The sequence below is a fragment of the Streptomyces endophyticus genome (assembly GCF_035798155.1).
GTDB lineage: Bacteria > Actinomycetota > Actinomycetes > Streptomycetales > Streptomycetaceae > Streptomyces > Streptomyces endophyticus.
The window spans coordinates 33,907-53,143 of the sequence record NZ_JAOZYC010000171.1; the positions used below are offsets into that span (position 1 = coordinate 33,907).

Here is a 19,237-nt window from a genome sequence, read left to right on the forward strand (position 1 = left end):
TCCGCCGTGCCGGCCCGGTCAACACCGTGCCCTACGCTGGTCGTGTGACGACCCCGGAGACCGACGATGCGGCAGGGCGACCGGAGGAGCAACCTCGGGAGCGCCTCAAGGACCGCCTGAAGGAACGCCTCAACGAGCGGGCCCAAGAGCGGAGCGCGGAGCGTCCTGAGGCGCGCCTCGAGCGGGCCGTGCGCGCCGCCGAGCAGGCGTTGATCGAGTTCGAGATCGCCGTGGAGACCTTCCGGGTCGAGGTGGAGAACTTCTCGCGTCTGCACCACCAGAAGCTCGGGCCGATGTACACGCGGCTCGACGAGCTGGAGGCGCTGATCGCGGAGGCGACGGCGGCCCGCACCGGTGATCCGGAGGACCACCGCAGGGCCGACGAGGCGCGGGCGCGGGTGATGCCGATGCCGGGCGTCGAGGAGCTGTTCCACGGGTGGATGGACGGGGACGGACTGTTCCCGGAGGCCGCCGCGATGCTGACCGATCAGCCGGTGCGGCCGCCGCAGCGGGTGCGGCCCAGCGAGGAGGCGCGCAAGCTCTACCGCGAGCTGGCCCGCAAGGCGCACCCGGATCTGGCGCAGGACGACCGGGAGCGGGAGCGGCGCGACGAGTTCATCTCCCGGGTGAACGCGGCGTACGGCCGGGGTGACGCGGCGTTGCTGCGTGAGCTGGCCGAGGAGTGGGCCGCGGGTCCCAAGCCGGCCGAGCAGCAGCCGACCGAGAGCGAGGAGCTGTACGCCCGCCTCGAGTGGCTGGCACAGCGCAAGGAACTGCTCACGGCGGTGGCGCAGGAGCTGGAGGAGAGCGCGATCGGCTCGATGCTGCGGATGGCTCCCGATGACCCGGACACCTTGCTCGACGAGATCGGCGAGAAGCTGCTTGCACAGGTCGCCGAGCGGGAGGCCGAGCTGGTGCGGCTGACCGCGTCCTGACCGCGTCCTGACCTTCGTGGCCCGAGAGGGTAGCGTCGGGGGCATGGTTTTCGGTTCTGGTGTGCCCACGGTCGCTGTCGACGAGCTCAAGGAGGAGGACTTCCTCCTCGACGTCCGTGAGGACGACGAGTGGCAGGCGGGTCACGCGGCGGGTGCGCTGCACATTCCGATGAGCGAATTCGTCGCCCGCTACGGCGAGTTGGCCGAGGCGGCGCCGCAGGACGGCCGTGTCAACGTGATCTGCCGCTCCGGCGGACGCTCCGCCCAGGTGACGATGTATCTGGCGCAGCAGGGCGTCGACGCGGCGAACGTCGACGGGGGCATGCAGGCCTGGGAGGCGGCCGGCCGCGCCGTCGTGGACGACAACGGGCAGCCGGGCGCCGTGGCCTGAGATCCGTTCTCCGGGTCGATCACCCCAGGGGGTGCGCCGCCAGCAGGTCGCCGAGTGCCTCCTCGTGGGCGGCGGCCGGGCCGAGCGAGAGCTCCAGGTGCTTGGCCCACGCGTGATAGCGGTGCAGCGGGTAGTCCGTGTCCGCGCCGAAGCCGCCGTGCAGGTGCTGTGCGGTCTGCACGACGCGTCGTACGCCGTCGGACGCCCAGGTCTTGGCGACCGCCACGTCTCCCGCGACCGGTAGTGGACCGCCCGCGTTGCTGCTGATGCGCCAGGCCGCCTGCCACAGGGTGGCCTCCATGGCGCGCAGGTCGATATAGCGGTCGGCGGCCTGCACGGCCACGGCCTGGAACGTGGCGATGGGGTGGCCGAACTGCTCGCGCTTGCCCGCGTAGTCGCTGGTCATCTTGAGCACGCCTTCACCGAGGCCGAGCGCGAGCGCGCAGGTTCCGGTGGCGAGCAGGTCGTGCAGGCGGGGCCAGGCCGTGGCGTCCTCGATGAGGTGTGGTCCCTCGACGCGCACGCCGTCCAGGCGCAGCTCGGCCTGGCGCTCGCCGGTCGTCGATATCTGCTCGGCGAGCGTGAGACCCGGTACGTCCGCGAACGGCCCGGCGAGTACCGCGAGCACCGCTGAGCCCTCGCCGGTGTGCGCGGGGACGAGGATCCGGTCGGCGCCGAAGGCCCAGGGCACGGCCGTCTGCACGCCGTCGAGCACCCAGACGTCCGGTCCCGCGTCGGCCTCCTTGCGCGCGGTGACGGCCAGTTCGGCCGGGTCGTGCCCGGTGTGGCCCGCGGAGGCGACGGTCAGCACGAGCTCGCCGCGCGCGGCGCGGGGGAGGATCTCCTGCCGCAACTCCGCTCCGCCGCAGGCCTGTACGACCGTCGCGGCCGCGCTGTGTTCGAGCAGCGGGACCCGGGCGAGGACCTTGGCCGATTCGCGCAGCACCAGGCAGAGCGCGATGGCGTCGAGTCCCGCTCCGCCGTGTTCCGGCCCGATCAGCAGGCTGAGCAGATCGGCGTCGGCGGCCTTCGCCCACAGCGCCCGGTCGAAGTCCTCGGCGACCGCGCCCGAGGTGAGCGAGGGGCTGGGCACACCGTCCGGCGCGACCGGCCCGAACACCGCTTGCGCCGCCTCGACGGCCGCCTGTTGCTCCTCGGAGAAGGTGAAGTCCACTGGCCTTTCCTCCCGTTACTGCCATTCCTGCCGTACCGCGTCCGTGATCTGACGGGTCGTCAAGATAGAACAGGTTCTACGAGAAGGGAACAGCGGGCTCACCGCGTTCGGCGGGCTCAGCGGTCGAAGTCCAGCTCCACCTTCTCCGTGGTCGGATGCGACTGGCAGGCCAGTACATAGCCCGCCTCGGTCTCCTCGGCCTCCAGCGCGAAGTTCCGGTCCATGCGGATCGATCCGGAGACCAGGAACGCGCGACAGGTCCCGCAGACGCCGCCCTTGCAGGCGTACGGCGCGTCCGGCCGGTTACGCAGCACGGCCTCCAGGAGGGACTCGCCGTCCCGGACGGGCCAGCTGCCCGACCGGCCGTCGAGCTGCGCGGACACCGTGCTGTGCGCGGGCGTCGGCGCGTGGGGAGCCGACGCGGCCTGCCGGTCCTGGGCCGGGCTGTCGTCGACGTGGAATATCTCCTCGTGGACGCGCTCGCGCCGCACGCCGAGTGCGCGCAGCGCCCGCTCGGCGCCCTGCACGAGCCCGTACGGCCCGCACAGGTACCAGCCCGCCACCCGCTCCACCGGCAGCAGCGCGGGCAGCAGCGCGGTGAGCCGCTCCTGGTCGAGCCGGCCGGACGCGAGACCCGCCTGCTGGTCCTCCCGGGAGAGCACGGTGACCAGCTGGAACCGGTCCGGGTACCGGTCCTTCAGGTCGGCCACTTCCTCCAGGAACATCGTCGACGCGGTGCTGCGGTCGCTGCGTATCAGGCAGAACCGCGCCCGCGGCGCCCGCTCCAGGAGGGTGCCGGCGATGGACAGGACGGGCGTGATGCCGCTGCCGCCGACCACCGCGGCGTAGTGGCCGGAGGTGGGGGCGGGGGCGGCGCCGGTGTCGGTGTCGGCCGCGGGGCTCGGGTCGAGGGTGAAGCGGCCGGCCGGGGTCATCACCTCCAGCTCGTCGCCGACGGCGATCTCCTTGTGCGCGTACGTGGAGAAGGCGCCGTCGTCGACCAGGCGCACGCCGACCCGGAGCCTGCTCGGTGCCTCGTGTGCCGGGGCGGTCGAGCAGATCGAGTACGTGCGCCGGATCTCCGCTCCGTCCACGGTGCGGCGCAGGGCGAGGTGCTGTCCCGGAGTGAAGCGGTATGCCTCGCGCAGCTCCGGCGGTACGGCGAGGGTCAGTGCCACCGAGTCGTCGGTGAGCCGGTCGACCGCCGCGACGCGGAGCCGGTGGAAGCGGGCCCGTCCCCCTTCGTGCGCCATCACAACTCCTTGAAGTGGTCGAAGGGTTCGCGGCAGGACAGGCAGCGGCGCAGCGCCTTGCAGGCGGTGGAGGAGAACCGGCTCAGCAGTTCGGTGTCCGTCGACCCGCAGTGCGGGCAGGCGAGGGGTTCCGCGGTGGCCGGGGCGGCGGCGTGCCGGGTGGGGCCGAGGGGGATCGTGACCGGGTCCGCCGGTGTCCGGGTGGTGCGCGGAGGCGCTATGCCGAACTCCCGGAGCTTGCGACGGCCTTCAGGCGTGATGTCGTCCGTCGACCAGGCCGGGGTGAGCACCGGGCGGACGGTGACCTCCGGGATGCCGTGCTCGTGCAGCACCCGCTCGATGTCGGCCGACATCGCCTCGATCGCGGGGCACCCGGTGTACGTCGGGCTCAGCTCGACCTCCACGCGGCCGGGGCCGCGTGTGTGCACGGCGCGCAGCACGCCCAGCTCCTCCAGGTTCAGGACGGGCAGCTCGGGGTCGGGCACGGACCCGGCCAGCCTGCGCAGTTCGGCTTCGAGCGGGGTCTCCTGCTGGGCCTCTTGCTGGGTCTCCTGCTGGGTCTGATGCGCCTGGTGGGCGCGGGCCGTGGTCACCATGACGCCCCCGGGTGGCTGCGGTGCAGATGCTGCATCTCGGCCAGCATCCGGCCGAAGGACTCGGTGTGCACGCCCTGCCGGCCGGCTCCGGCGCTCCAGGCGCCGAGCTGCGGTCCCTCGGGCACGGTCAGCGTCGCCTCTTGCAGCACGTCGGCGACGGTCGTAGTCCACCTCGCTTGCAGTCCCTGCGGGTCGATGTCCAGGCCGGGGACCGGCTGGAACATCTCGCCGGTGTACCGCCACAGCGCGTCGACCGCGCGCTGCATCCGTGTGTGGCTCTCTTGTGTGCCGTCCCCGAGGCGCAGCGTCCACTGCCGGGCGTGGTCCTGGTGGTAGGCGACCTCCTTGACGGCCTTGGCGGCCAGGGGCGCGAACTCGGACCCGGTCTGGGCCAGTTCGGCGTAGAGGAGCTGTTGGTAGGTCGAGAAGTAGAGCTGCCGGGCGATGGTGTGGGCGAAGTCCCCGTTCGGCTGCTCGACCAGTTGCACGTTGCGGAAAGCGCGCTCCTCGCGCAGGTATGCCAGTTCGTCCTCGTCGCCCACCAGGCTCAGCAGGACGCGGGCCTGGCCGAGCAGGTCGAGCGCGATGTTCGCGAGGGCCAGCTCCTCTTCGAGGACCGGTGCGTGGCCCGCCCACTCCCCCAGGCGGTGCGAGAGCACCAGGGCGTCGTCACCGAGGGCCAGGGCGGCGGATGCGGTGTCCGTCGTGGCGGGCGTGCGCGGCTGCGTCGTACCAGGCTGCGTCACAGGTGCTTCACCCCTTCCGGGATCTCGTAGAACGTCGGGTGCCGGTAGGGCTTGTCGGCGGCGGGCTCGAAGAACGGGTCCTTCTCGTCCGGCGATGAGGCGGTGATCGCCGCGGACGGCACGACCCACAGGGAGACGCCCTCGCCGCGGCGGGTGTAGAGGTCCCGCGCGTTGCGCAGCGCCAGCTCCGCGTCCGGGGCGTGCAGGCTGCCGGCGTGCGTGTGGGAGAGGCCGCGGCGGGAGCGCACGAAGACCTCCCACAGGGGCCAGTCCGCGGTGCCGGAGGCGCTGCTCGGGGTGTCGCTCATACCGCCCTGCCTTCTCGTGTTGCCGGGGAGTGCTTGGCCGCGTGGGCCGCGGCGGCCTCGCGGACCCACGCGCCCTCGTCGTGGGCGCGCCTGCGCTGGGTGATGCGCTGTTCGTTGCACGGCCCGTTGCCCTTGAGGACGGCCTTGAACTCCGACCAGTCGATCGGTCCGAAATCGTGCTGCCCCCGCTCCTCGTTCCACCTCAACTCCGGGTCGGGGAGCGTGAGTCCGAGGGACTCGGCCTGGGGGACACAGATGTCCACGAAGCGCCGGCGCAGTTCGTCGTTCGAATGGCGCTTGATCTTCCACTCCATGGACTGCGCGGAGTGCGCGGACTCGTCGTCCGGCGGGCCGAACATCATCAGGGAGGGCCACCACCAGCGGTCCACGGCGTCCTGAGCCATCGCGTGCTGGGCCTCGGTGCCGCGGCTGAGCGCGAGCAGCAGCTCGTATCCCTGGCGCTGGTGGAAGGACTCCTCCTTGCAGACCCGCACCATCGCCCGCGCGTACGGCCCGTACGAGCAGCGGCAGAGCGGCACCTGGTTGGTGATCGCCGCGCCGTCCACGAGCCAGCCGATCGCTCCGACGTCGGCCCAGGTCAGCGTCGGGTAGTTGAAGATCGAGGAGTACTTCTGGCGACCGCTGTGCAGCTTGTCGAGCAGTTCGTCGCGGCCGGTGCCGAGCGTTTCCGCCGCGCTGTAGAGGTAGAGGCCGTGCCCCGCCTCGTCCTGGACCTTCGCCATCAGGATCGCCTTGCGGCGCAGCGAAGGGGCGCGCGTGATCCAGTTCGCCTCGGGCTGCATGCCGATGATCTCGGAGTGCGCGTGCTGGGCGATCTGTCGCACGAGCGTCGCGCGGTAGGCGTCGGGCATCCAGTCGCGGGGCTCGATGCGCTCGTCCGCGGCCACCGCCGCGTCGAACACGGCCTGGAACGCGGCGTCGCCCAGCTCGGCGGTGCCGTCCGCCCGTGCTTCGGCTGCGCGGTGCTGCGGGGTTGCTGTCGCCATGCCCGGTCCCCTCGACCTTGGGTGCCCGACCTCGGGTCGGGGCCTCACCAGCTCCCGACCGATCGTTCGGTTCGTCGGATTCAATGGTGGGTCTCGGCGCCGTAGGGTGTCAACCCTGCGCGGTCGGCCTGTGGATAACCTCGGACGTCTGTGCCGTGCGGGCGCTCCCCAGTACGGTTCCGGTGCGTCGTCCCGCGGGGCGACGGCGCGGGATCGGTTCGTCGCGGGGGCGCCGATCGGCGGATGGGCCGGGGACCGGCAGAACCGGATCGGGATCGGGGAGCACCGATGGAGACAGAAGCAGGCGCCGCGGGCGAGGGCGCCCGGCTCAGGACGGAGCCGGCGGCTCCGCCGCGACCCCGTCCGCCCGAGCCGTCGGAACCGTCGGAGCCGTCGGAGCCATTGGAACCGTCGGAACCGTCGGAACCGTCGGGGTCGGAGTCGGGCGGGGGGCCGGCCGGGGCACCCGAGCGACGCGGGCTCGCGGCGCTCTCCCCCGGTCATCAGCTGACCGCCGTCCTCGCGCTCATCGGCGTCGCGCTCGTCACCTGCGTGCACATCCTGATGGTGTTCCTGCACGTCGCGCCGTCGAACACGATCAGCAAGCAGCACGGTGAGCTCGTCGGCGCGTGGGTCTACCCGGAGTTCGAGCAGAACTGGAAGCTGTTCGCGCCCAACCCGCTCCAGCAGAACATCGCGGTGGAGGCCCGCGCCGAGGTGCGCACGCCCGACGGGGAGCTGAGCGCGACCCGCTGGTACGGCCTGTCCGCGCAGGACGGCGCCGCCATCGACGGAAACCTGCTGCCCAGCCACACGCAGCAGAACGAGCTGCGCCGCGCCTGGGACGTCTACACCGACACCCACAACGCGCAGAACCGGCCGAACGGCCTGCGCGGCACCCTGTCCGAGCAGTACCTGCGCCGCATCCTCGTGCTGCGCCTCGACCGGCTCGGGGCCGCGGGCAAGGGCGAGACCGTCGAGCGCGTCCAGATCCGCTCGAAGACGACCATGGTCGAGCCCCCGAAGTGGAGTGACGAGAAGGTGAACCAGAAGCCGGTGTACCGGCAGGTGCCGTGGTGGACGGTCACCTCCAGCGACGCACCGCTCGACAGCGGCGCGCGCGTGCGGGTGCAGTCATCGCTGGAGACCTCGGCGGGCGGTGACCGATGAACGGCGCACCCCCCGTGGGACTCATGGACCGCATGCAGCGGCGGCTGGGAGACGGCCTCCAGTGGATCACCGCGTCCGCGCTCGCCCCGTATCAGAGCGCCGTGATCCGCATCGGGTTCTCCGCGACCTGGCTGCTCTTCCTGCTGCGTGAATTCCCGCACCGCCAGGAGATGTACGGCCCCGACGGGCCGTGGAGCTGGGGCATGGCGCAGCAGCTCACCGAGGACAACCACGCGTTCAGCGCGCTCATGTGGTCCGACGGGCAGGGCTGGTTCGAGCTGGTCTACATAGTGGCGGTGGTGTCGTCCGCGCTGCTGATGCTGGGCTGGCGCACCCGCACCATGTCGGTCGTCTTCATGATCGGCGTGCTGTCCCTGCAGAACCGCAGCGTCTTCATGGGTGACGGCGGCGACAACGTCATCCACCTCATGTCGATCTATCTCGTCTTCACGCGGTGCGGGCAGGTCTGGTCGCTGGACGCCCGCAGGGCGCGGCGTGGTGGCACCGACGACCGGTTCGGCATCGTGCTGTGGTGGGTCATGGGGCTCGTACTCGCCGCGATGACGTTCACGGGGAAGGTCGGCGGCGGCTGGCTGCTGTTCTTCTGGGGAATGTGGGCGGCCCAAGCGGTGTGGTGGTCCGTGAACCGCCGCGATCCGCAGGGCGAATCCCGCCTCCTGTGCGACGTCGTCGCCAACCTGCTGCACAACGCCGGACTGCTCGTGGTGATGGTCGAGGCGTGTCTGATCTACGCGACGGCGGGCTGGTACAAGATCCAGGGCAGCCGATGGCAGGACGGCACCGCGGTCTACTACCCGCTTCACCTGGACTACTTCTCGCCCTGGCCCGCCCTGGGCGAGCTGCTGACCACGTTCGGCCCGATGGTGCTGCTCGTGACGTACGGGACCGTGGCCGTCCAGGTCGCCTTTCCGTTCACCGTCTTCAACCGGCGCCTCAAGAACGTCCTGTTGGTGTTCATGATGCTGGAGCACGCGGTCATCGCCGTCGTGCTCGGTCTTCCCTTCTTCTCGCTCGCGATGATCGCCGCGGACGCGGTGTTCCTGCCGACGTCCTTCTTGGTGCGCGTCGGCGGCTGGGTGGCACGCGCGCGTGGTCGCGTTTTCGCCCCTACGAAGACCGCGGCCGCACCCGACCGGCCCGCGCAGGCCGACGGCGAACCGGTGGCGGCGGAGCAGTCGGCCGTGCGCACGTAGGCTTCCTGCCGTGAACGGGACGAGTACGGCGGACGGTGCGGGCGGCATGCGGGACGAGCGGCCCGAGGGTCCACGGAGCGCGGGGGCCGCCGAGGACGCCGTGCGTGCCTGGCGGCGGCTCGCGGACTCCGCGGTGCTGCTCGACGGGTTCCACGCCCTCAAGCACGCCGTACGCTTCGGCGCCGACGTCCCGGTCGCGCTGGCCGTCGACCGTGCGTCCGCGCTCGCCCTCGCCGACGAGCTCGCCCCCGATGTCGTACGGGACCTGGCGGGGCTCCTCGTGGAGGTTCCGGGCGAGGTGCTGCGCGGTCTCGTGCCGCGGCTGCATCCCACCGGGGTCGCCGCACTCGCCGGGCGCCCCGCGCGGGCCGACAACCTGGCCGCCCTCGGACGCCAAGCGCGCACCACCCCCGTCGTCGTGCTCGACAACCCGCGCAACCTCGGCAACGCGGGTGCCGTGATCCGCCTCGCCGCCGGCTACGGCGCCACCGGGGTCGTCACCACCGGTGACCTCGACCCTTGGCACCCCACCGTCGTACGGGGCGGGGCAGGGCTGCACTTCGCGACCGCCGTGGAGCGGCTCGCGGTCGAGGAGCTGCCGAGCGGGCCGCTGTACGCGCTCGACCCCGAAGGCGCGGACATCCGCGGCCTGAAGCTGCCCGACGACGCCCTGCTCGCCTTCGGGTCCGAGCGCAGTGGCCTCTCCGCCGAACTACGCGCGCGTGCCGACCAGTTGGTGTCGCTGCCGATGCGGCCCCAGGTCTCCAGCTACAACCTGGCCACCAGCGTCGGCATGACGCTCTTCCACTGGAGCGCGCACAGCACGAACGCGCCCTAGGCGGACACGGCCTGTGCGGCCTCCCGGCGCACCTCCACCACCCGGAAGCGGTTCGCCACGAAGGCGCCGTCGCACAGGGCCGCGTTCGCCGCGGGGTTGCCGCCCGAGCCGTGGAAGTCGGAGAACGCCGCCGTCTGGTTCACGTACACCCCGCCCGTCAGATTGAGCGAGAGCTGCGCGCACTCCTCCAGGCAGACCTCCTCGACGGACTGCGCCACCTCCTCGGAGGTGGTGTACGCGCCGACCGTCATGGCGCCCTTCTCGCGCACCGTGCGGCGCAGGAGGTCCACCGCGTCGCCGGTCGAGTCGACGGAGACCGCGAAGGAGACCGGGCCGAAGCACTCGCTCATGTAGGCGGCCTCCGCGTCGGCCCCCTCCCACTGTTTCCGCGCTCCGTCCAGCTTCACGATCACCGGCGTACGGACCACGGCGTCAGGGAAGTCGGGGTTGCTGATCTCCCGTGAGGGCAAGGCGACTTCGCCGATGCCGGGTGCCGCGTCGAGCCGGGCCTTCACGTCCGGGTTGACCAGCGCGCCCAGCAGCCCGTTCGCCCGGGCGTCGTCGCCGAGCAGACCGCCGACCGACCTCGCGAGGTCGGCCACCACCTCGTCGTACGCCTTCGGGCCCTCGTCCGTGGTGATGCCCTCGCGCGGCACCAGGAGGTTCTGCGGTGTGGTGCACATCTGGCCGCTGTACAGGGACAGCGAGAACGCCAGGTTCGTCAGCATGCCCTTGTAGTTGTCGGTCGAGTCGATCACCACTGTGTTGACGCCGGACTTCTCCGTGTAGACCTGCGCCTGCCGGGCGTTCGTCTCCAGCCAGTCGCCGAAGGCCGTGGACCCCGTGTAGTCGATGATCCTGATCTCGGGGCGTACGGCCAGGGTCTTGGCGATTCCCTCCCCGGGCCGCTCGGCCGCCAGCGCCACCAGGTTCGGGTCGAAGCCCGCCTCGGCGAGGACCTCGCGGGCCACCTGCACGGTGAGCGCGAGGGGCAGCACCGCGCGAGGGTGCGGCTTCACCAGGACCGGGTTGCCGGTGGCCAGGGAGGCGAACAGGCCCGGATACCCGTTCCACGTAGGGAACGTGTTACAGCCGACCAGCAGGGAGATGCCGCGCGCGACCGGCGTGAACCGCTTGTCCAGGACCAGGGGGTCGCGCTTGCCCTGGGGCTTGGACCACTCCGCGGTGTCCGGGGTGCGTACCTGCTCCGCGTACGCGTACGCCACCGCCTCCAGGCCGCGGTCCTGCGCGTGCGGGCCGCCCGCCTGGAACGCCATCATGAAGGCCTGGCCGCTGGTGTGCATGACCGCGTGCGCGAACTCGTGCGTCCGCGCGCTGATCCGGGCCAGGATCTCCAGGCACGTCACCGCGCGCACCTCGGCGCCCGCCTCGCGCCACGCGCGCATGCCCGCGCGCATGGCCGGAAGCAGCACGTCGATGTCGGCGTGCGGATACGTGACATCCAACTCGATCCCGTACGGCGACACTTCACCGCCCACGAACCCGTCCGTGCCGGGCTGGGCGAGGTCGAGGCGGGTGCCGAGCAGGGCGTCGAAGGCGGCCTTGCCCTCGGGCATGCTCAGGCTCCCGTTCTCCCCGTAGGCCTTGGGGTGCTCCGGGTGCGGGGACCAGTACGCGCGCGTGCGGATCGCTTCCAGCGTCTGGTCGAGCGTCGGCCGGTGCTTGGCGATCAGGTCGTGCGCGGTGAGTTCGGCGGCGGCCATGGGGGACCAACTCCTCCTGGGCTGCGGCTCCTCGTCGAGCCGGCGAGCTGGGCGGGACTGGGCAGGAACGGACCAACAGGGTTAGAGTAACCGAACGATCGGTCGGGACAAGAGGGTGCGGAAAAGCTGTGGAAAACCCGCGCCGGAACCGTCCCGATGAGCCCCGGAACCCTGGGGTCGGACGAGGTACGGGAGGATCACGTGCATGACAGCACATGACCGTCTCGTCGGCGTGGTGGGCACCGGCACCATGGGGCAGGGCATCGCCCAGGTCGCCCTCGTCGCCGGGCATCCCGTCCGGCTGTACGACGCCGTGCCAGGGCGTGCGAGGAGCGCCGCCGAGTCGATCGCCGCGCGCCTCGACCGGCTCGTCGAGAAGGGCCGCATGGACGCCGCCGGGCGGGCGGCCGCGGTCGCGCGGCTCGAACCCGCGCAGACGCTCGGCGAGTTGGCGCCCGCGACGCTCGTCGTCGAGGCCGTCCTGGAGCGACTCGACGTCAAGCAGGACCTGTTCCGTGAGCTGGAGGACGTCGTCGCGGAGGACTGTCTGCTCGCGACCAACACCTCGTCCCTGTCCGTGACGGCGATCGGCGGGTCACTGCGCCGGCCGGGCCGCTTCGTGGGGCTGCACTTCTTCAACCCGGCGCCCCTGATGCCGCTGGTGGAGGTCGTCTCCGGCGCCGCCACCGACGTCACCGCGGCCACGCGCGCGTACGAGACCGCCCGCGCCTGGGGCAAGACCCCGGTGGCCTGCGCGGACACCCCCGGCTTCCTGGTCAACCGGATCGCGCGGCCCTTCTACGCGGAGGCGTTCGCCGTGTACGAGGAGCAGGGCGCCGACCCCGCCACCATCGACGCCGTGCTGCGCGAGAGCGGCGGCTTCAGGATGGGGCCGTTCGAGCTCACCGACCTGATCGGGCAGGACGTCAACGAGGCCGTGACGCGCTCCGTGTGGGAGGGCTTCTTCCAGGACGCGAAGTTCCGGCCCTCGCTGGCCCAGCGCCGCCTGGTGGAGGCCGGCCGCCTGGGCCGCAAGTCGGGCCAGGGCTGGTACGCGTACGGGGAGGACGCCGAGCGTCCCGAGCCGCACACCGCGGGTCCTGCCGAGCCGCCCGCGCGCGTGACCGTCGAGGGCGACCTGGAGTCCGCGGGCGAGCTGATCCCGATGATGCGCGAGGCCGGCATCGAGGTCGTCCAGGAGGACGAGGACAAGGGCACGCGCATCGTGCTGCCCAGCGGCGGCCAGCTCGTGCAGGCGGACGGCCAGACGTCCATCGAGTTCCGCGACGTCGTCTACTTCGACCTCGCCGTCGACTACCGCAGGGCGACCCGCATCGCCCTGGCCACCAGCCAGGAAAGCAACCCGCGCACCCTCGGCGAGGTCGTCGGTCTCTTCCAGGCGCTCGGCAAGGAAGTCAGCGTCATCGGCGACGTGCCCGGCATGATCGTGGCCCGGACCGTGGCGCGGATCATCGACCTGGCGCACGACGCCCTCGCGCGCGGGGTGGCCACCGAGGGCGACATCGACACCGCGATGCGCCTGGGCGTCAACTACCCGCTGGGACCCCTGGAGTGGGGTCGCAGGCTCGGCCGGGGCTGGGCCTGCGGGCTGCTCGAGGAACTGCACGAACGCGACCCCTCGGGGCGGCACGCGCCGTCCCTGGCCCTCTTCCGGCACTCGTACACCCCCAAGAAGTGGGAGGGCTCCGCATGACCACCGCACGACGGGACACGGGCGCGCGCCGCGACACCTACACGCCTGAGAGTCTGCTCGCGGTCGCGGTCACCGTCTTCAACGAGCGCGGCTACGACGGCACGTCCATGGAGCACCTCTCCAAGGCGGCCGGCATCTCCAAGTCGTCGATCTACCACCATGTGACGGGCAAGGAGGAGCTGCTGCGCCGCGCCGTGAGCCGCGCGCTCGACGGCCTCTTCGGGATCCTCGACGAGCAACCCGCGCGCGCGGGACGCGCGATCGAGCGCCTGGAGTACGTCACACGGCGCATGGTCGAGGTGCTCACCGGTGAACTGCCGTACGTGACGCTCCTGTTGCGGGTGCGCGGCAACACCGACACCGAGCGGTGGGCCATGGAGCGGCGCAGGGAGTTCGACCACCAGGTCGCCCAGCTGCTCAGGGCGGCCGCGGCCGACGGGGACGTACGCGGTGACATCGAGGTGCGGCTCGCCACGCGGCTCGTCTTCGGGATGATCAACTCGCTGGTGGAGTGGTACCGGCCGGACGGCGGCGGGATCGGCGACCGTGAAGTGGCGGACGCCGTGGTCGAGCTGGTCTTCCAGGGGCTGCGTAAGGCCGGCTGACCCCGAGCCGCCCCGAGCCGCCCGTGGGTCCTTCGGGGGGCCCTTGTGGGCCCTCAGAGGTCCGGTGCGCTCCCTTCGAGGTCCTCCTCATCGAAGACCAGCAGCGTGCGCGTGCTCAGCACCTCGGGGATGGACTGGAGCTTGGTGAGGACCAGCTCGCGCAGGGCGCGGTTGTCCTCCGTGTGCACCAGGATCAGGACGTCGAAATCGCCGCTGACCAGTGCGATGTGCGAGGCCTCCGGCAGTCGGCGCAGCTGCTCGCGCACGGTCCGCCAGGTGTTCTGAACGATCTTTAGCGTGATGTAGGCGGAGGCGCCCTGGCCGGCCCGCTCGTGGTTGACGCGGGCGCCGAACCCGCGGATCACACGGTCCTCGATGAGGCGGTTGATCCGTGCGTAGGCGTTCGCCCGGGACACATGGACCTGCTCGGCGACGGAGCGTATCGACGCGCGACCGTCCTTCAGCAGCAGCTGCAGGATGTCCCGGTCGATGGCGTCCAGCGGGCGGGCCGCGGGGTCCGGGACCGGGCTCCCGGAGCCGTCGGCCATTTGTTCAGATGCCATCCGCCCCCGCCTCCTTACCATGGACGTACTGCGTTCATCTCAGGCTGTGGAGAACCGATTGTCCACAGCCTGGAGGTGCCTGTAGCCAAAATGTGCCGTCGACCGAACAATCGGTAGGTGAGGCGCATCACATCCGACGCGCCGTCCGAGCCGCTCCCACGAGGAGGTGTCGTCATGACGGTCATGGACCAGCGGGCCGCGCGCGAGGGCAGTCCCGTCCCGCCGCCCGCCTGGCAGCCCCGCACGGACCCCGCGCCGCTGCTGCCCGACGCCGAGCCCCACCGGGTCCTGGGCACCGACTCCGCCGCCCGCGTGGACCCCGGGCTGCTGCGCCGCCTGTACGCGGAGGTGGTGCGCGGCCGTAGGTACAACGCGCAGGCGACCGCGCTGACCAAGCAGGGCCGCCTCGCCGTGTACCCCTCGACGACCGGCCAGGAGGCCGCCGAGGTCGCCGCGGCGCTGGTCCTGGAGGAGCGGGACTGGCTCTTTCCCAGCTACCGCGACACCCTCGCCGCCGTCGCCCGCGGCCTCGACCCCGTACAGGCCCTGACCCTGCTGCGGGGCGACTGGCACACCGGGTACGACCCGCGCGAGCACCGCATCGCGCCGTTGTGCACCCCGCTCGCGACGCAGCTCCCGCACGCCGTGGGCCTCGCACATGCCGCGCAGCTCAAGGGCGACGATGTGGTGGCGCTCGCCATGGTCGGCGACGGCGGCACCAGCGAGGGCGACTTCCACGAGGCGCTGAACTTCGCCGCCGTGTGGCAGGCGCCGGTCGTCTTCCTCGTGCAGAACAACGGGTTCGCCATCTCCGTGCCGCTGGCCAAGCAGACCGCGGCGCCGTCCCTGGCCCACAAGGCCGTCGGATACGGGATGCCGGGCCGCCTGGTCGACGGGAACGACGCGGCGGCGCTGCACGAGGTGCTCACCGACGCCGTCGCCCGCGCGCGCGGGGGCGGTGGTCCGACGCTGGTCGAGGCCGTCACGTACCGGATGGACGCGCACACGAACGCCGACGACGCGACGCGCTACCGCAGCGAGGCCGAGGTCGAGATGTGGCGGGCGCACGACCCGGTCCTGCTCCTGGAGCGGGAGTTGACCGGCCGCGGGCTCATCGACGAGGACGGCATCCGGGCCGTGCGCGACGGCGCCGAGGAACAGGCGGCCGAGCTGCGCGCGCGCATGAACCAGGACCCCGCCCTGGACCCGATGGACCTCTTCGGTGACGTGTACGCCGAGCAGACCCCCCAACTGCGGGAGCAGGCGGCACTGTTGCGGGCCGAGCTCGACGCCGAGGCGGAAGGGGAACAGGCATGACCACCGTGGCCCGTCCGCCCAGAAGCAAACCCGCGACCAAGCCCGCCACCATGGCTCAGGCGCTCGGCCGCGCGCTGCGCGACTCCATGGCCGAGGATCAGGCCGTGCACGTCATGGGCGAGGACGTGGGCACCCTGGGCGGCGTCTTCCGGATCACCGACGGGCTCGCGAAGGAGTTCGGCGAGGACCGCTGCACGGACACCCCGCTCGCCGAGGCGGGCATCCTCGGCGCCGCCGTGGGCATGGCCATGTACGGGCTCCGGCCGGTCGTGGAGATGCAGTTCGACGCGTTCGCGTTCCCCGCCTTCGAGCAGCTGATCTCGCACGTCGCGCGGATGCGCAACCGCACGCGCGGCGCCATGCCGCTGCCCATCACCGTGCGGGTGCCGTACGGCGGCGGGATCGGCGGCGTGGAGCACCACAGCGACTCGTCCGAGGCGTACTACATGGCGACACCGGGCCTGACCGTCGTCACACCGGCCACGGTCGCGGACGCGTACGGGCTGCTGCGGCAGTCCATCGCCTCCGACGACCCGGTCATCTTCCTGGAGCCCAAGCGCCTTTACTGGACGAGGGATTCCTGGAACCCGGAGGCACCGGAAGACGTTCTTCCGATAGGTACGGCAGTGGTTCGCCGCCCCGGCACCAGTGCCACGCTGCTCACGTACGGACCGTCCGTCCCCGTCTGCCTGGAGGCGGCCGAGGCGGCCCGGGAGGAGGGGTGGGATCTTGAAGTGGTCGACCTGCGCTCGCTGGTGCCGTTCGACGACGCGACGGTCACCGAGTCCGTCCGGCGCACGGGACGCGCGGTCGTCGTACACGAGTCGGGTGGCTTCGGCGGGCCCGGCGGGGAGATCGCCGCGCGCGTGACCGAGCGTTGCTTCCATCATTTGGAGGCTCCGGTGCTGCGGGTGGCCGGTTTCGACATTCCGTATCCGCCGCCCATGCTGGAGCGGCACCATCTGCCCGGAGTGGACCGGGTACTGGACGCGGTGGCCCGGCTGCAATGGGATCAGTGAGGGACGGTGGGGTAATGGCGCAGGTGCTCGAGTTCAAGCTGCCCGACCTCGGGGAGGGGCTCACCGAGGCGGAGATCGTGCAGTGGCTGGTGAAGGTCGGTGACGTCGTCGCCGTTGACCAGCCCGTCGTCGAGGTGGAGACGGCCAAGGCGATGGTCGAGGTGCCGTGCCCGTACGGAGGTGTGGTCACGGCCCGCTTCGGCGACGAGGGCAGCGAACTGCCGGTCGGGGCGCCGTTGTTGATGGTGGCCGTGGGAGCGGAGTCGCCGTCGGACGTGCCGCTGTCGGATGTACCCGCACCGTCTTCCGCCGCCGCCGAGGAGCCCGCGAAGGCGGAGAAGGCCGAGGGCTCGCAGGGCTCGGGGAACGTGCTGGTGGGGTACGGGACCACCACCGCGCCGACCCGGCGCAGGCGGGTACGGCCCGCGCCGCTGGACAGCGTGCCCGCCGTGCCGGAGAGCGCACCGCGTGCCCAGGGGCCGGTCCCCGTGATCTCCCCGCTCGTCCGCAAGCTCGCCCGCGACCGCGGCGTGGACCTCAGAGAGCTGACCGGCTCCGGGCCCGACGGGCTCATCCTCAGGGGAGACGTAGAAAACGCGGCCAGCGCAACGAACGCGACCAACACGGCGACCGCGGCCAGCGCAACGAACACGGCCAACACAGCGAACGCCGCCACCGAGGCTCCCGCCGCCCCTGAGCGCACCCCCCCTCCCGCCCCCGCCCCCGCTCCGGCTGCCACCCGGCAGGAGCACCGCACTCCCTTGCGCGGCATCCGCGGCGCCGTGGCCGACAAGCTGTCCCGCAGCCGGCGCGAGATACCCGACGCGACCTGCTGGGTGGACGCCGATGCCACGGAACTCATGCACGCGCGCGTGGCGATGAATTCCGCGACCGGCCCCTCCGCGGGTCCCAAGATCTCCGTGCTCGCGCTCCTCGCCCGCATCTGCACCGCGGCCCTGGCCCGCTACCCGGAGCTGAACGCCACGGTCGACATGGAGCGGCGCGAGATCGTCCGGCTCGACGAGGTGCACCTCGGGTTCGCCGCGCAGACCGACCGCGGCCTGGTCGTGCCCGTCGTACGGGACGCCCACGCGCGCGGAGCCGAATTGCTGAGCGCCGAGTTCGCCCGGCTCACCGAGGCCGCACGGGACGGGAAGCTGTCGCCCGCGGAACTCACCGGCGGCACCTTCACGTTGAACAACTACGGGGTGTTCGGCGTCGACGGCTCCACGCCGATCATCAACCACCCCGAGGCGGCCATGCTCGGTGTCGGCCGCATAGCCGCCAAGCCCTGGGTGCACGAAGGGGAGTTGGCGGTCCGTCAGGTCGTCCAGCTCTCGCTCACCTTCGACCACCGGGTGTGCGACGGAGGCACGGCGGGTGGCTTCCTGCGGTACGTCGCGGACTGCGTGGAACAACCGGCGGTGCTGCTGCGCACCCTGTGACCGACCGGCCCGGTGGCAAGGATCGTCCGCCCGCCTGGTGGCAATGATCGCCCGTAAGCCCATACTCGGGGGATGAACGCGTACGACGCCATCGTCCTCGCCGGGGGCGGCGCGCGCCGTCTCGGCGGCGCGGACAAGCCCGGTGTGCGGGTCGGCGGTCGCGCGCTGCTCGACCGGGTCCTTCACGCGTGCGGCGGGGCCCGCGCCACCGTGGTGGTCGCCGAGCCGCGCCGCACCGCGCGCCCCGTCGTCTGGGCCCGCGAGGAGCCGCCGGGCGGGGGGCCGCTCGCCGCGCTGGAGGCGGGGATCCGGGGGCTCGAGTCCGCACCGGCCCCGGTGGCGGAGAGCGTCCTCGTGCTCTCCGCCGATCTGCCGTTCCTGGGCGAGCACACCGTACGAGGACTCCTCGACGCGCTCGAATCCGAGAGCGAACCTGGCGGCGCAAACGGCGGCGCCAGCAACAGTGCGATCGGCGGCGCCGACAGCAGCGCGATCGGCGGCGTGAACAACGGCGCGATCGGCGGCGCAGCCAACCGCGCGATCGACGGCGCCCTGCTGGCCGACGGAGACGGCCGTGACCAGCCGCTCGTCGCCGTCTACCGGTACGCGGCGCTGCGCCGCGTACTCGGCGAACTCGCGGCCGAGCACGGTGACCTCAATGGACTGCCGCTGCGCCTGCTCACCCGTAACCTCAGCCTCACCCGCATCATCGACCCCGTCGCGTCGTTCGACTGCGACACCTGGGACGACATCGCCGCCGCCCGGTCACGTATCAGGGAGCATGGACGAGTGCTTGACGAATGGATCACCGCAGCCAAGAACGAACTGGGCATCGACCTGGACGTCGACACGGGCGTCCTGCTCGACCTCGCCCGTGACGCCGCGCACGGCGTCGCGCGCCCCGCGGCGCCGTTGACGACGTTCCTCGTGGGATACGCCGCGGCGCAGGCAGGAGGCGGCCCCGAAGCCGTCGCGTCGGCCGCGGCGAAGGCGGCCGAGCTCGCCAACCGCTGGGCGCAAGAGGCCGATTCCGAGCCGGAGTCCGACGCCAAGCCGGACGCGGGATGAACGCCCACAGCGGGCGGTCCGCGCAGACCGCCCCGGTGGATGTCGACCCGATGGACGTCGACGTGGACGAGGCGCTCGCCCTGGCGAACGACCACCGGCCCCACCACAACCGGCCCGACGACACGCGGCCCGGCGGCACCCGGGCCGCCG

The 19,237-nt window shown here is 72.0% G+C and carries 19 protein-coding genes; 11 read left to right on the forward strand and 8 right to left on the reverse strand.

Features of this window, described 5'->3' with window-relative positions:
* Positions 1-116 precede the first annotated feature (116 nt).
* Together OKJ99_RS35330 and OKJ99_RS35335 are read left to right on the forward strand one after the other, a co-directional pair.
* Entirely contained in the window at positions 117-935 is an 819-nt protein-coding gene (locus OKJ99_RS35330; RefSeq protein ID WP_326022372.1) for a hypothetical protein, read from the forward strand.
* Between the two features lie 61 nt (positions 936-996).
* Positions 997-1,326: a rhodanese-like domain-containing protein gene (locus OKJ99_RS35335; protein ID WP_326022373.1), complete on the forward strand. Its 330-nt coding sequence runs from the start codon at positions 997-999 to the stop codon at positions 1,324-1,326.
* Positions 1,327-1,345: 19 nt separating this feature from the next.
* On the opposite strand, the gene OKJ99_RS35340 is transcribed toward OKJ99_RS35335, so the two are convergent.
* The 6 genes from OKJ99_RS35340 to paaA form a co-directional block, all read right to left on the reverse strand.
* Positions 1,346-2,500: an acyl-CoA dehydrogenase family protein gene (locus tag OKJ99_RS35340; RefSeq protein WP_326022353.1), complete on the reverse strand. Its 1,155-nt coding sequence runs from the start codon at positions 2,498-2,500 to the stop codon at positions 1,346-1,348.
* Between the two features lie 116 nt (positions 2,501-2,616).
* On the reverse strand, positions 2,617-3,753 hold the full coding sequence (gene paaE / locus OKJ99_RS35345; protein ID WP_326022354.1) for a 1,2-phenylacetyl-CoA epoxidase subunit PaaE: 1,137 nt from the start codon (positions 3,751-3,753) through the stop codon (positions 2,617-2,619).
* Positions 3,753-4,349, reverse strand: coding sequence for a 1,2-phenylacetyl-CoA epoxidase subunit PaaD (paaD, locus tag OKJ99_RS35350; RefSeq protein WP_326022355.1), 597 nt, complete (start codon positions 4,347-4,349; stop codon positions 3,753-3,755). Before paaD ends, paaE begins: the two co-directional genes overlap by 1 nt.
* A complete protein-coding gene (gene paaC, locus OKJ99_RS35355; protein ID WP_326022356.1) occupies positions 4,343-5,095 on the reverse strand; it encodes a 1,2-phenylacetyl-CoA epoxidase subunit PaaC in 753 nt (250 codons plus the stop codon). The genes paaD and paaC overlap by 7 nt, the downstream gene beginning before the upstream one ends.
* The gene (paaB, locus tag OKJ99_RS35360; RefSeq protein WP_326022357.1) at positions 5,092-5,403 is read right to left on the reverse strand and encodes a 1,2-phenylacetyl-CoA epoxidase subunit PaaB; all 312 of its coding nucleotides are present in this window, start codon (positions 5,401-5,403) and stop codon (positions 5,092-5,094) included. The genes paaC and paaB overlap by 4 nt, the downstream gene beginning before the upstream one ends.
* Entirely contained in the window at positions 5,400-6,410 is a 1,011-nt protein-coding gene (gene paaA / locus OKJ99_RS35365) for a 1,2-phenylacetyl-CoA epoxidase subunit PaaA (RefSeq protein ID WP_326022358.1), read from the reverse strand. The genes paaB and paaA overlap by 4 nt, the downstream gene beginning before the upstream one ends.
* A gap of 288 nt (positions 6,411-6,698) precedes the next feature.
* Between paaA and OKJ99_RS35370 the strand changes: the two genes are divergently transcribed.
* Genes OKJ99_RS35370 through OKJ99_RS35380 form a run of 3 tightly spaced genes read left to right on the forward strand, consistent with a single transcriptional unit; the run spans position 6,699 to position 9,632 of the window.
* A complete protein-coding gene (locus OKJ99_RS35370; RefSeq protein WP_326022359.1) occupies positions 6,699-7,580 on the forward strand; it encodes a DUF5819 family protein in 882 nt (293 codons plus the stop codon).
* A gap of 23 nt (positions 7,581-7,603) precedes the next feature.
* Positions 7,604-8,794 (forward strand): HTTM domain-containing protein, encoded by a 1,191-nt coding sequence (locus OKJ99_RS35375; RefSeq protein ID WP_326022374.1) that lies wholly within the window; start codon positions 7,604-7,606, stop codon positions 8,792-8,794.
* Positions 8,795-8,840: 46 nt separating this feature from the next.
* Positions 8,841-9,632: a TrmH family RNA methyltransferase gene (locus OKJ99_RS35380; protein WP_326022375.1), complete on the forward strand. Its 792-nt coding sequence runs from the start codon at positions 8,841-8,843 to the stop codon at positions 9,630-9,632.
* Here the strand turns inward: OKJ99_RS35380 and paaN are convergent.
* Entirely contained in the window at positions 9,629-11,356 is a 1,728-nt protein-coding gene (paaN, locus tag OKJ99_RS35385) for a phenylacetic acid degradation protein PaaN (protein ID WP_326022361.1), read from the reverse strand. The genes OKJ99_RS35380 and paaN overlap by 4 nt on opposite strands.
* 205 nt (positions 11,357-11,561) lie before the next feature.
* On the opposite strand from paaN, the gene OKJ99_RS35390 reads away from it, so the two are divergent.
* Both OKJ99_RS35390 and OKJ99_RS35395 read left to right on the forward strand, forming a co-directional pair.
* Complete coding sequence (locus tag OKJ99_RS35390) at positions 11,562-13,070, forward strand: 3-hydroxyacyl-CoA dehydrogenase (protein ID WP_326022362.1); 1,509 nt, start codon at positions 11,562-11,564, stop codon at positions 13,068-13,070.
* Positions 13,067-13,675, forward strand: a complete 609-nt coding sequence (locus OKJ99_RS35395; protein WP_326022363.1) for a TetR/AcrR family transcriptional regulator — start codon at positions 13,067-13,069, stop codon at positions 13,673-13,675. Before OKJ99_RS35390 ends, OKJ99_RS35395 begins: the two co-directional genes overlap by 4 nt.
* Before the next feature lie 53 nt (positions 13,676-13,728).
* On the opposite strand, the gene OKJ99_RS35400 is transcribed toward OKJ99_RS35395, so the two are convergent.
* Positions 13,729-14,238, reverse strand: a complete 510-nt coding sequence (locus tag OKJ99_RS35400; protein ID WP_326022364.1) for an Lrp/AsnC family transcriptional regulator — start codon at positions 14,236-14,238, stop codon at positions 13,729-13,731.
* A gap of 174 nt (positions 14,239-14,412) precedes the next feature.
* On the opposite strand from OKJ99_RS35400, the gene pdhA reads away from it, so the two are divergent.
* The 4 genes from pdhA to OKJ99_RS35420 all read left to right on the forward strand — a co-directional run bounded on the left by pdhA (position 14,413) and on the right by OKJ99_RS35420 (position 19,087).
* Complete coding sequence (gene pdhA / locus OKJ99_RS35405; protein ID WP_326022365.1) at positions 14,413-15,555, forward strand: pyruvate dehydrogenase (acetyl-transferring) E1 component subunit alpha; 1,143 nt, start codon at positions 14,413-14,415, stop codon at positions 15,553-15,555.
* Positions 15,552-16,574 carry an alpha-ketoacid dehydrogenase subunit beta gene (locus tag OKJ99_RS35410; protein WP_326022366.1) on the forward strand — a complete coding sequence of 341 codons (1,023 nt, stop codon included), beginning with the start codon at positions 15,552-15,554 and terminating at the stop codon, positions 16,572-16,574. The genes pdhA and OKJ99_RS35410 overlap by 4 nt, the downstream gene beginning before the upstream one ends.
* 14 nt (positions 16,575-16,588) lie before the next feature.
* Positions 16,589-18,019: a dihydrolipoamide acetyltransferase family protein gene (locus OKJ99_RS35415; protein ID WP_326022367.1), complete on the forward strand. Its 1,431-nt coding sequence runs from the start codon at positions 16,589-16,591 to the stop codon at positions 18,017-18,019.
* Between the two features lie 72 nt (positions 18,020-18,091).
* On the forward strand, positions 18,092-19,087 hold the full coding sequence (locus tag OKJ99_RS35420; RefSeq protein ID WP_326022369.1) for a DUF6457 domain-containing protein: 996 nt from the start codon (positions 18,092-18,094) through the stop codon (positions 19,085-19,087).
* Positions 19,088-19,237 lie beyond the last annotated feature (150 nt).

Coding starts and splice junctions, on each gene's coding strand:
- paaE (WP_326022354.1), bottom strand. CDS start 3,753: ATGGCGCACGAAGGGGGACGGGCCCGCTTCCACCGGCTCCGCGTCGCG.
- paaD (WP_326022355.1), bottom strand. CDS start 4,349: ATGGTGACCACGGCCCGCGCCCACCAGGCGCATCAGACCCAGCAGGAG.
- paaB (WP_326022357.1), bottom strand. CDS start 5,403: ATGAGCGACACCCCGAGCAGCGCCTCCGGCACCGCGGACTGGCCCCTG.
- paaA (WP_326022358.1), bottom strand. CDS start 6,410: ATGGCGACAGCAACCCCGCAGCACCGCGCAGCCGAAGCACGGGCGGAC.
- OKJ99_RS35370 (WP_326022359.1), top strand. CDS start 6,699: ATGGAGACAGAAGCAGGCGCCGCGGGCGAGGGCGCCCGGCTCAGGACG.
- OKJ99_RS35375 (WP_326022374.1), top strand. CDS start 7,604: ATGGACCGCATGCAGCGGCGGCTGGGAGACGGCCTCCAGTGGATCACC.
- OKJ99_RS35380 (WP_326022375.1), top strand. CDS start 8,841: ATGCGGGACGAGCGGCCCGAGGGTCCACGGAGCGCGGGGGCCGCCGAG.
- paaN (WP_326022361.1), bottom strand. CDS start 11,356: ATGGCCGCCGCCGAACTCACCGCGCACGACCTGATCGCCAAGCACCGG.
- OKJ99_RS35390 (WP_326022362.1), top strand. CDS start 11,562: ATGACAGCACATGACCGTCTCGTCGGCGTGGTGGGCACCGGCACCATG.
- OKJ99_RS35395 (WP_326022363.1), top strand. CDS start 13,067: ATGACCACCGCACGACGGGACACGGGCGCGCGCCGCGACACCTACACG.
- OKJ99_RS35400 (WP_326022364.1), bottom strand. CDS start 14,238: ATGGCATCTGAACAAATGGCCGACGGCTCCGGGAGCCCGGTCCCGGAC.
- pdhA (WP_326022365.1), top strand. CDS start 14,413: ATGACGGTCATGGACCAGCGGGCCGCGCGCGAGGGCAGTCCCGTCCCG.
- OKJ99_RS35410 (WP_326022366.1), top strand. CDS start 15,552: ATGACCACCGTGGCCCGTCCGCCCAGAAGCAAACCCGCGACCAAGCCC.
- OKJ99_RS35415 (WP_326022367.1), top strand. CDS start 16,589: ATGGCGCAGGTGCTCGAGTTCAAGCTGCCCGACCTCGGGGAGGGGCTC.
- OKJ99_RS35420 (WP_326022369.1), top strand. CDS start 18,092: ATGAACGCGTACGACGCCATCGTCCTCGCCGGGGGCGGCGCGCGCCGT.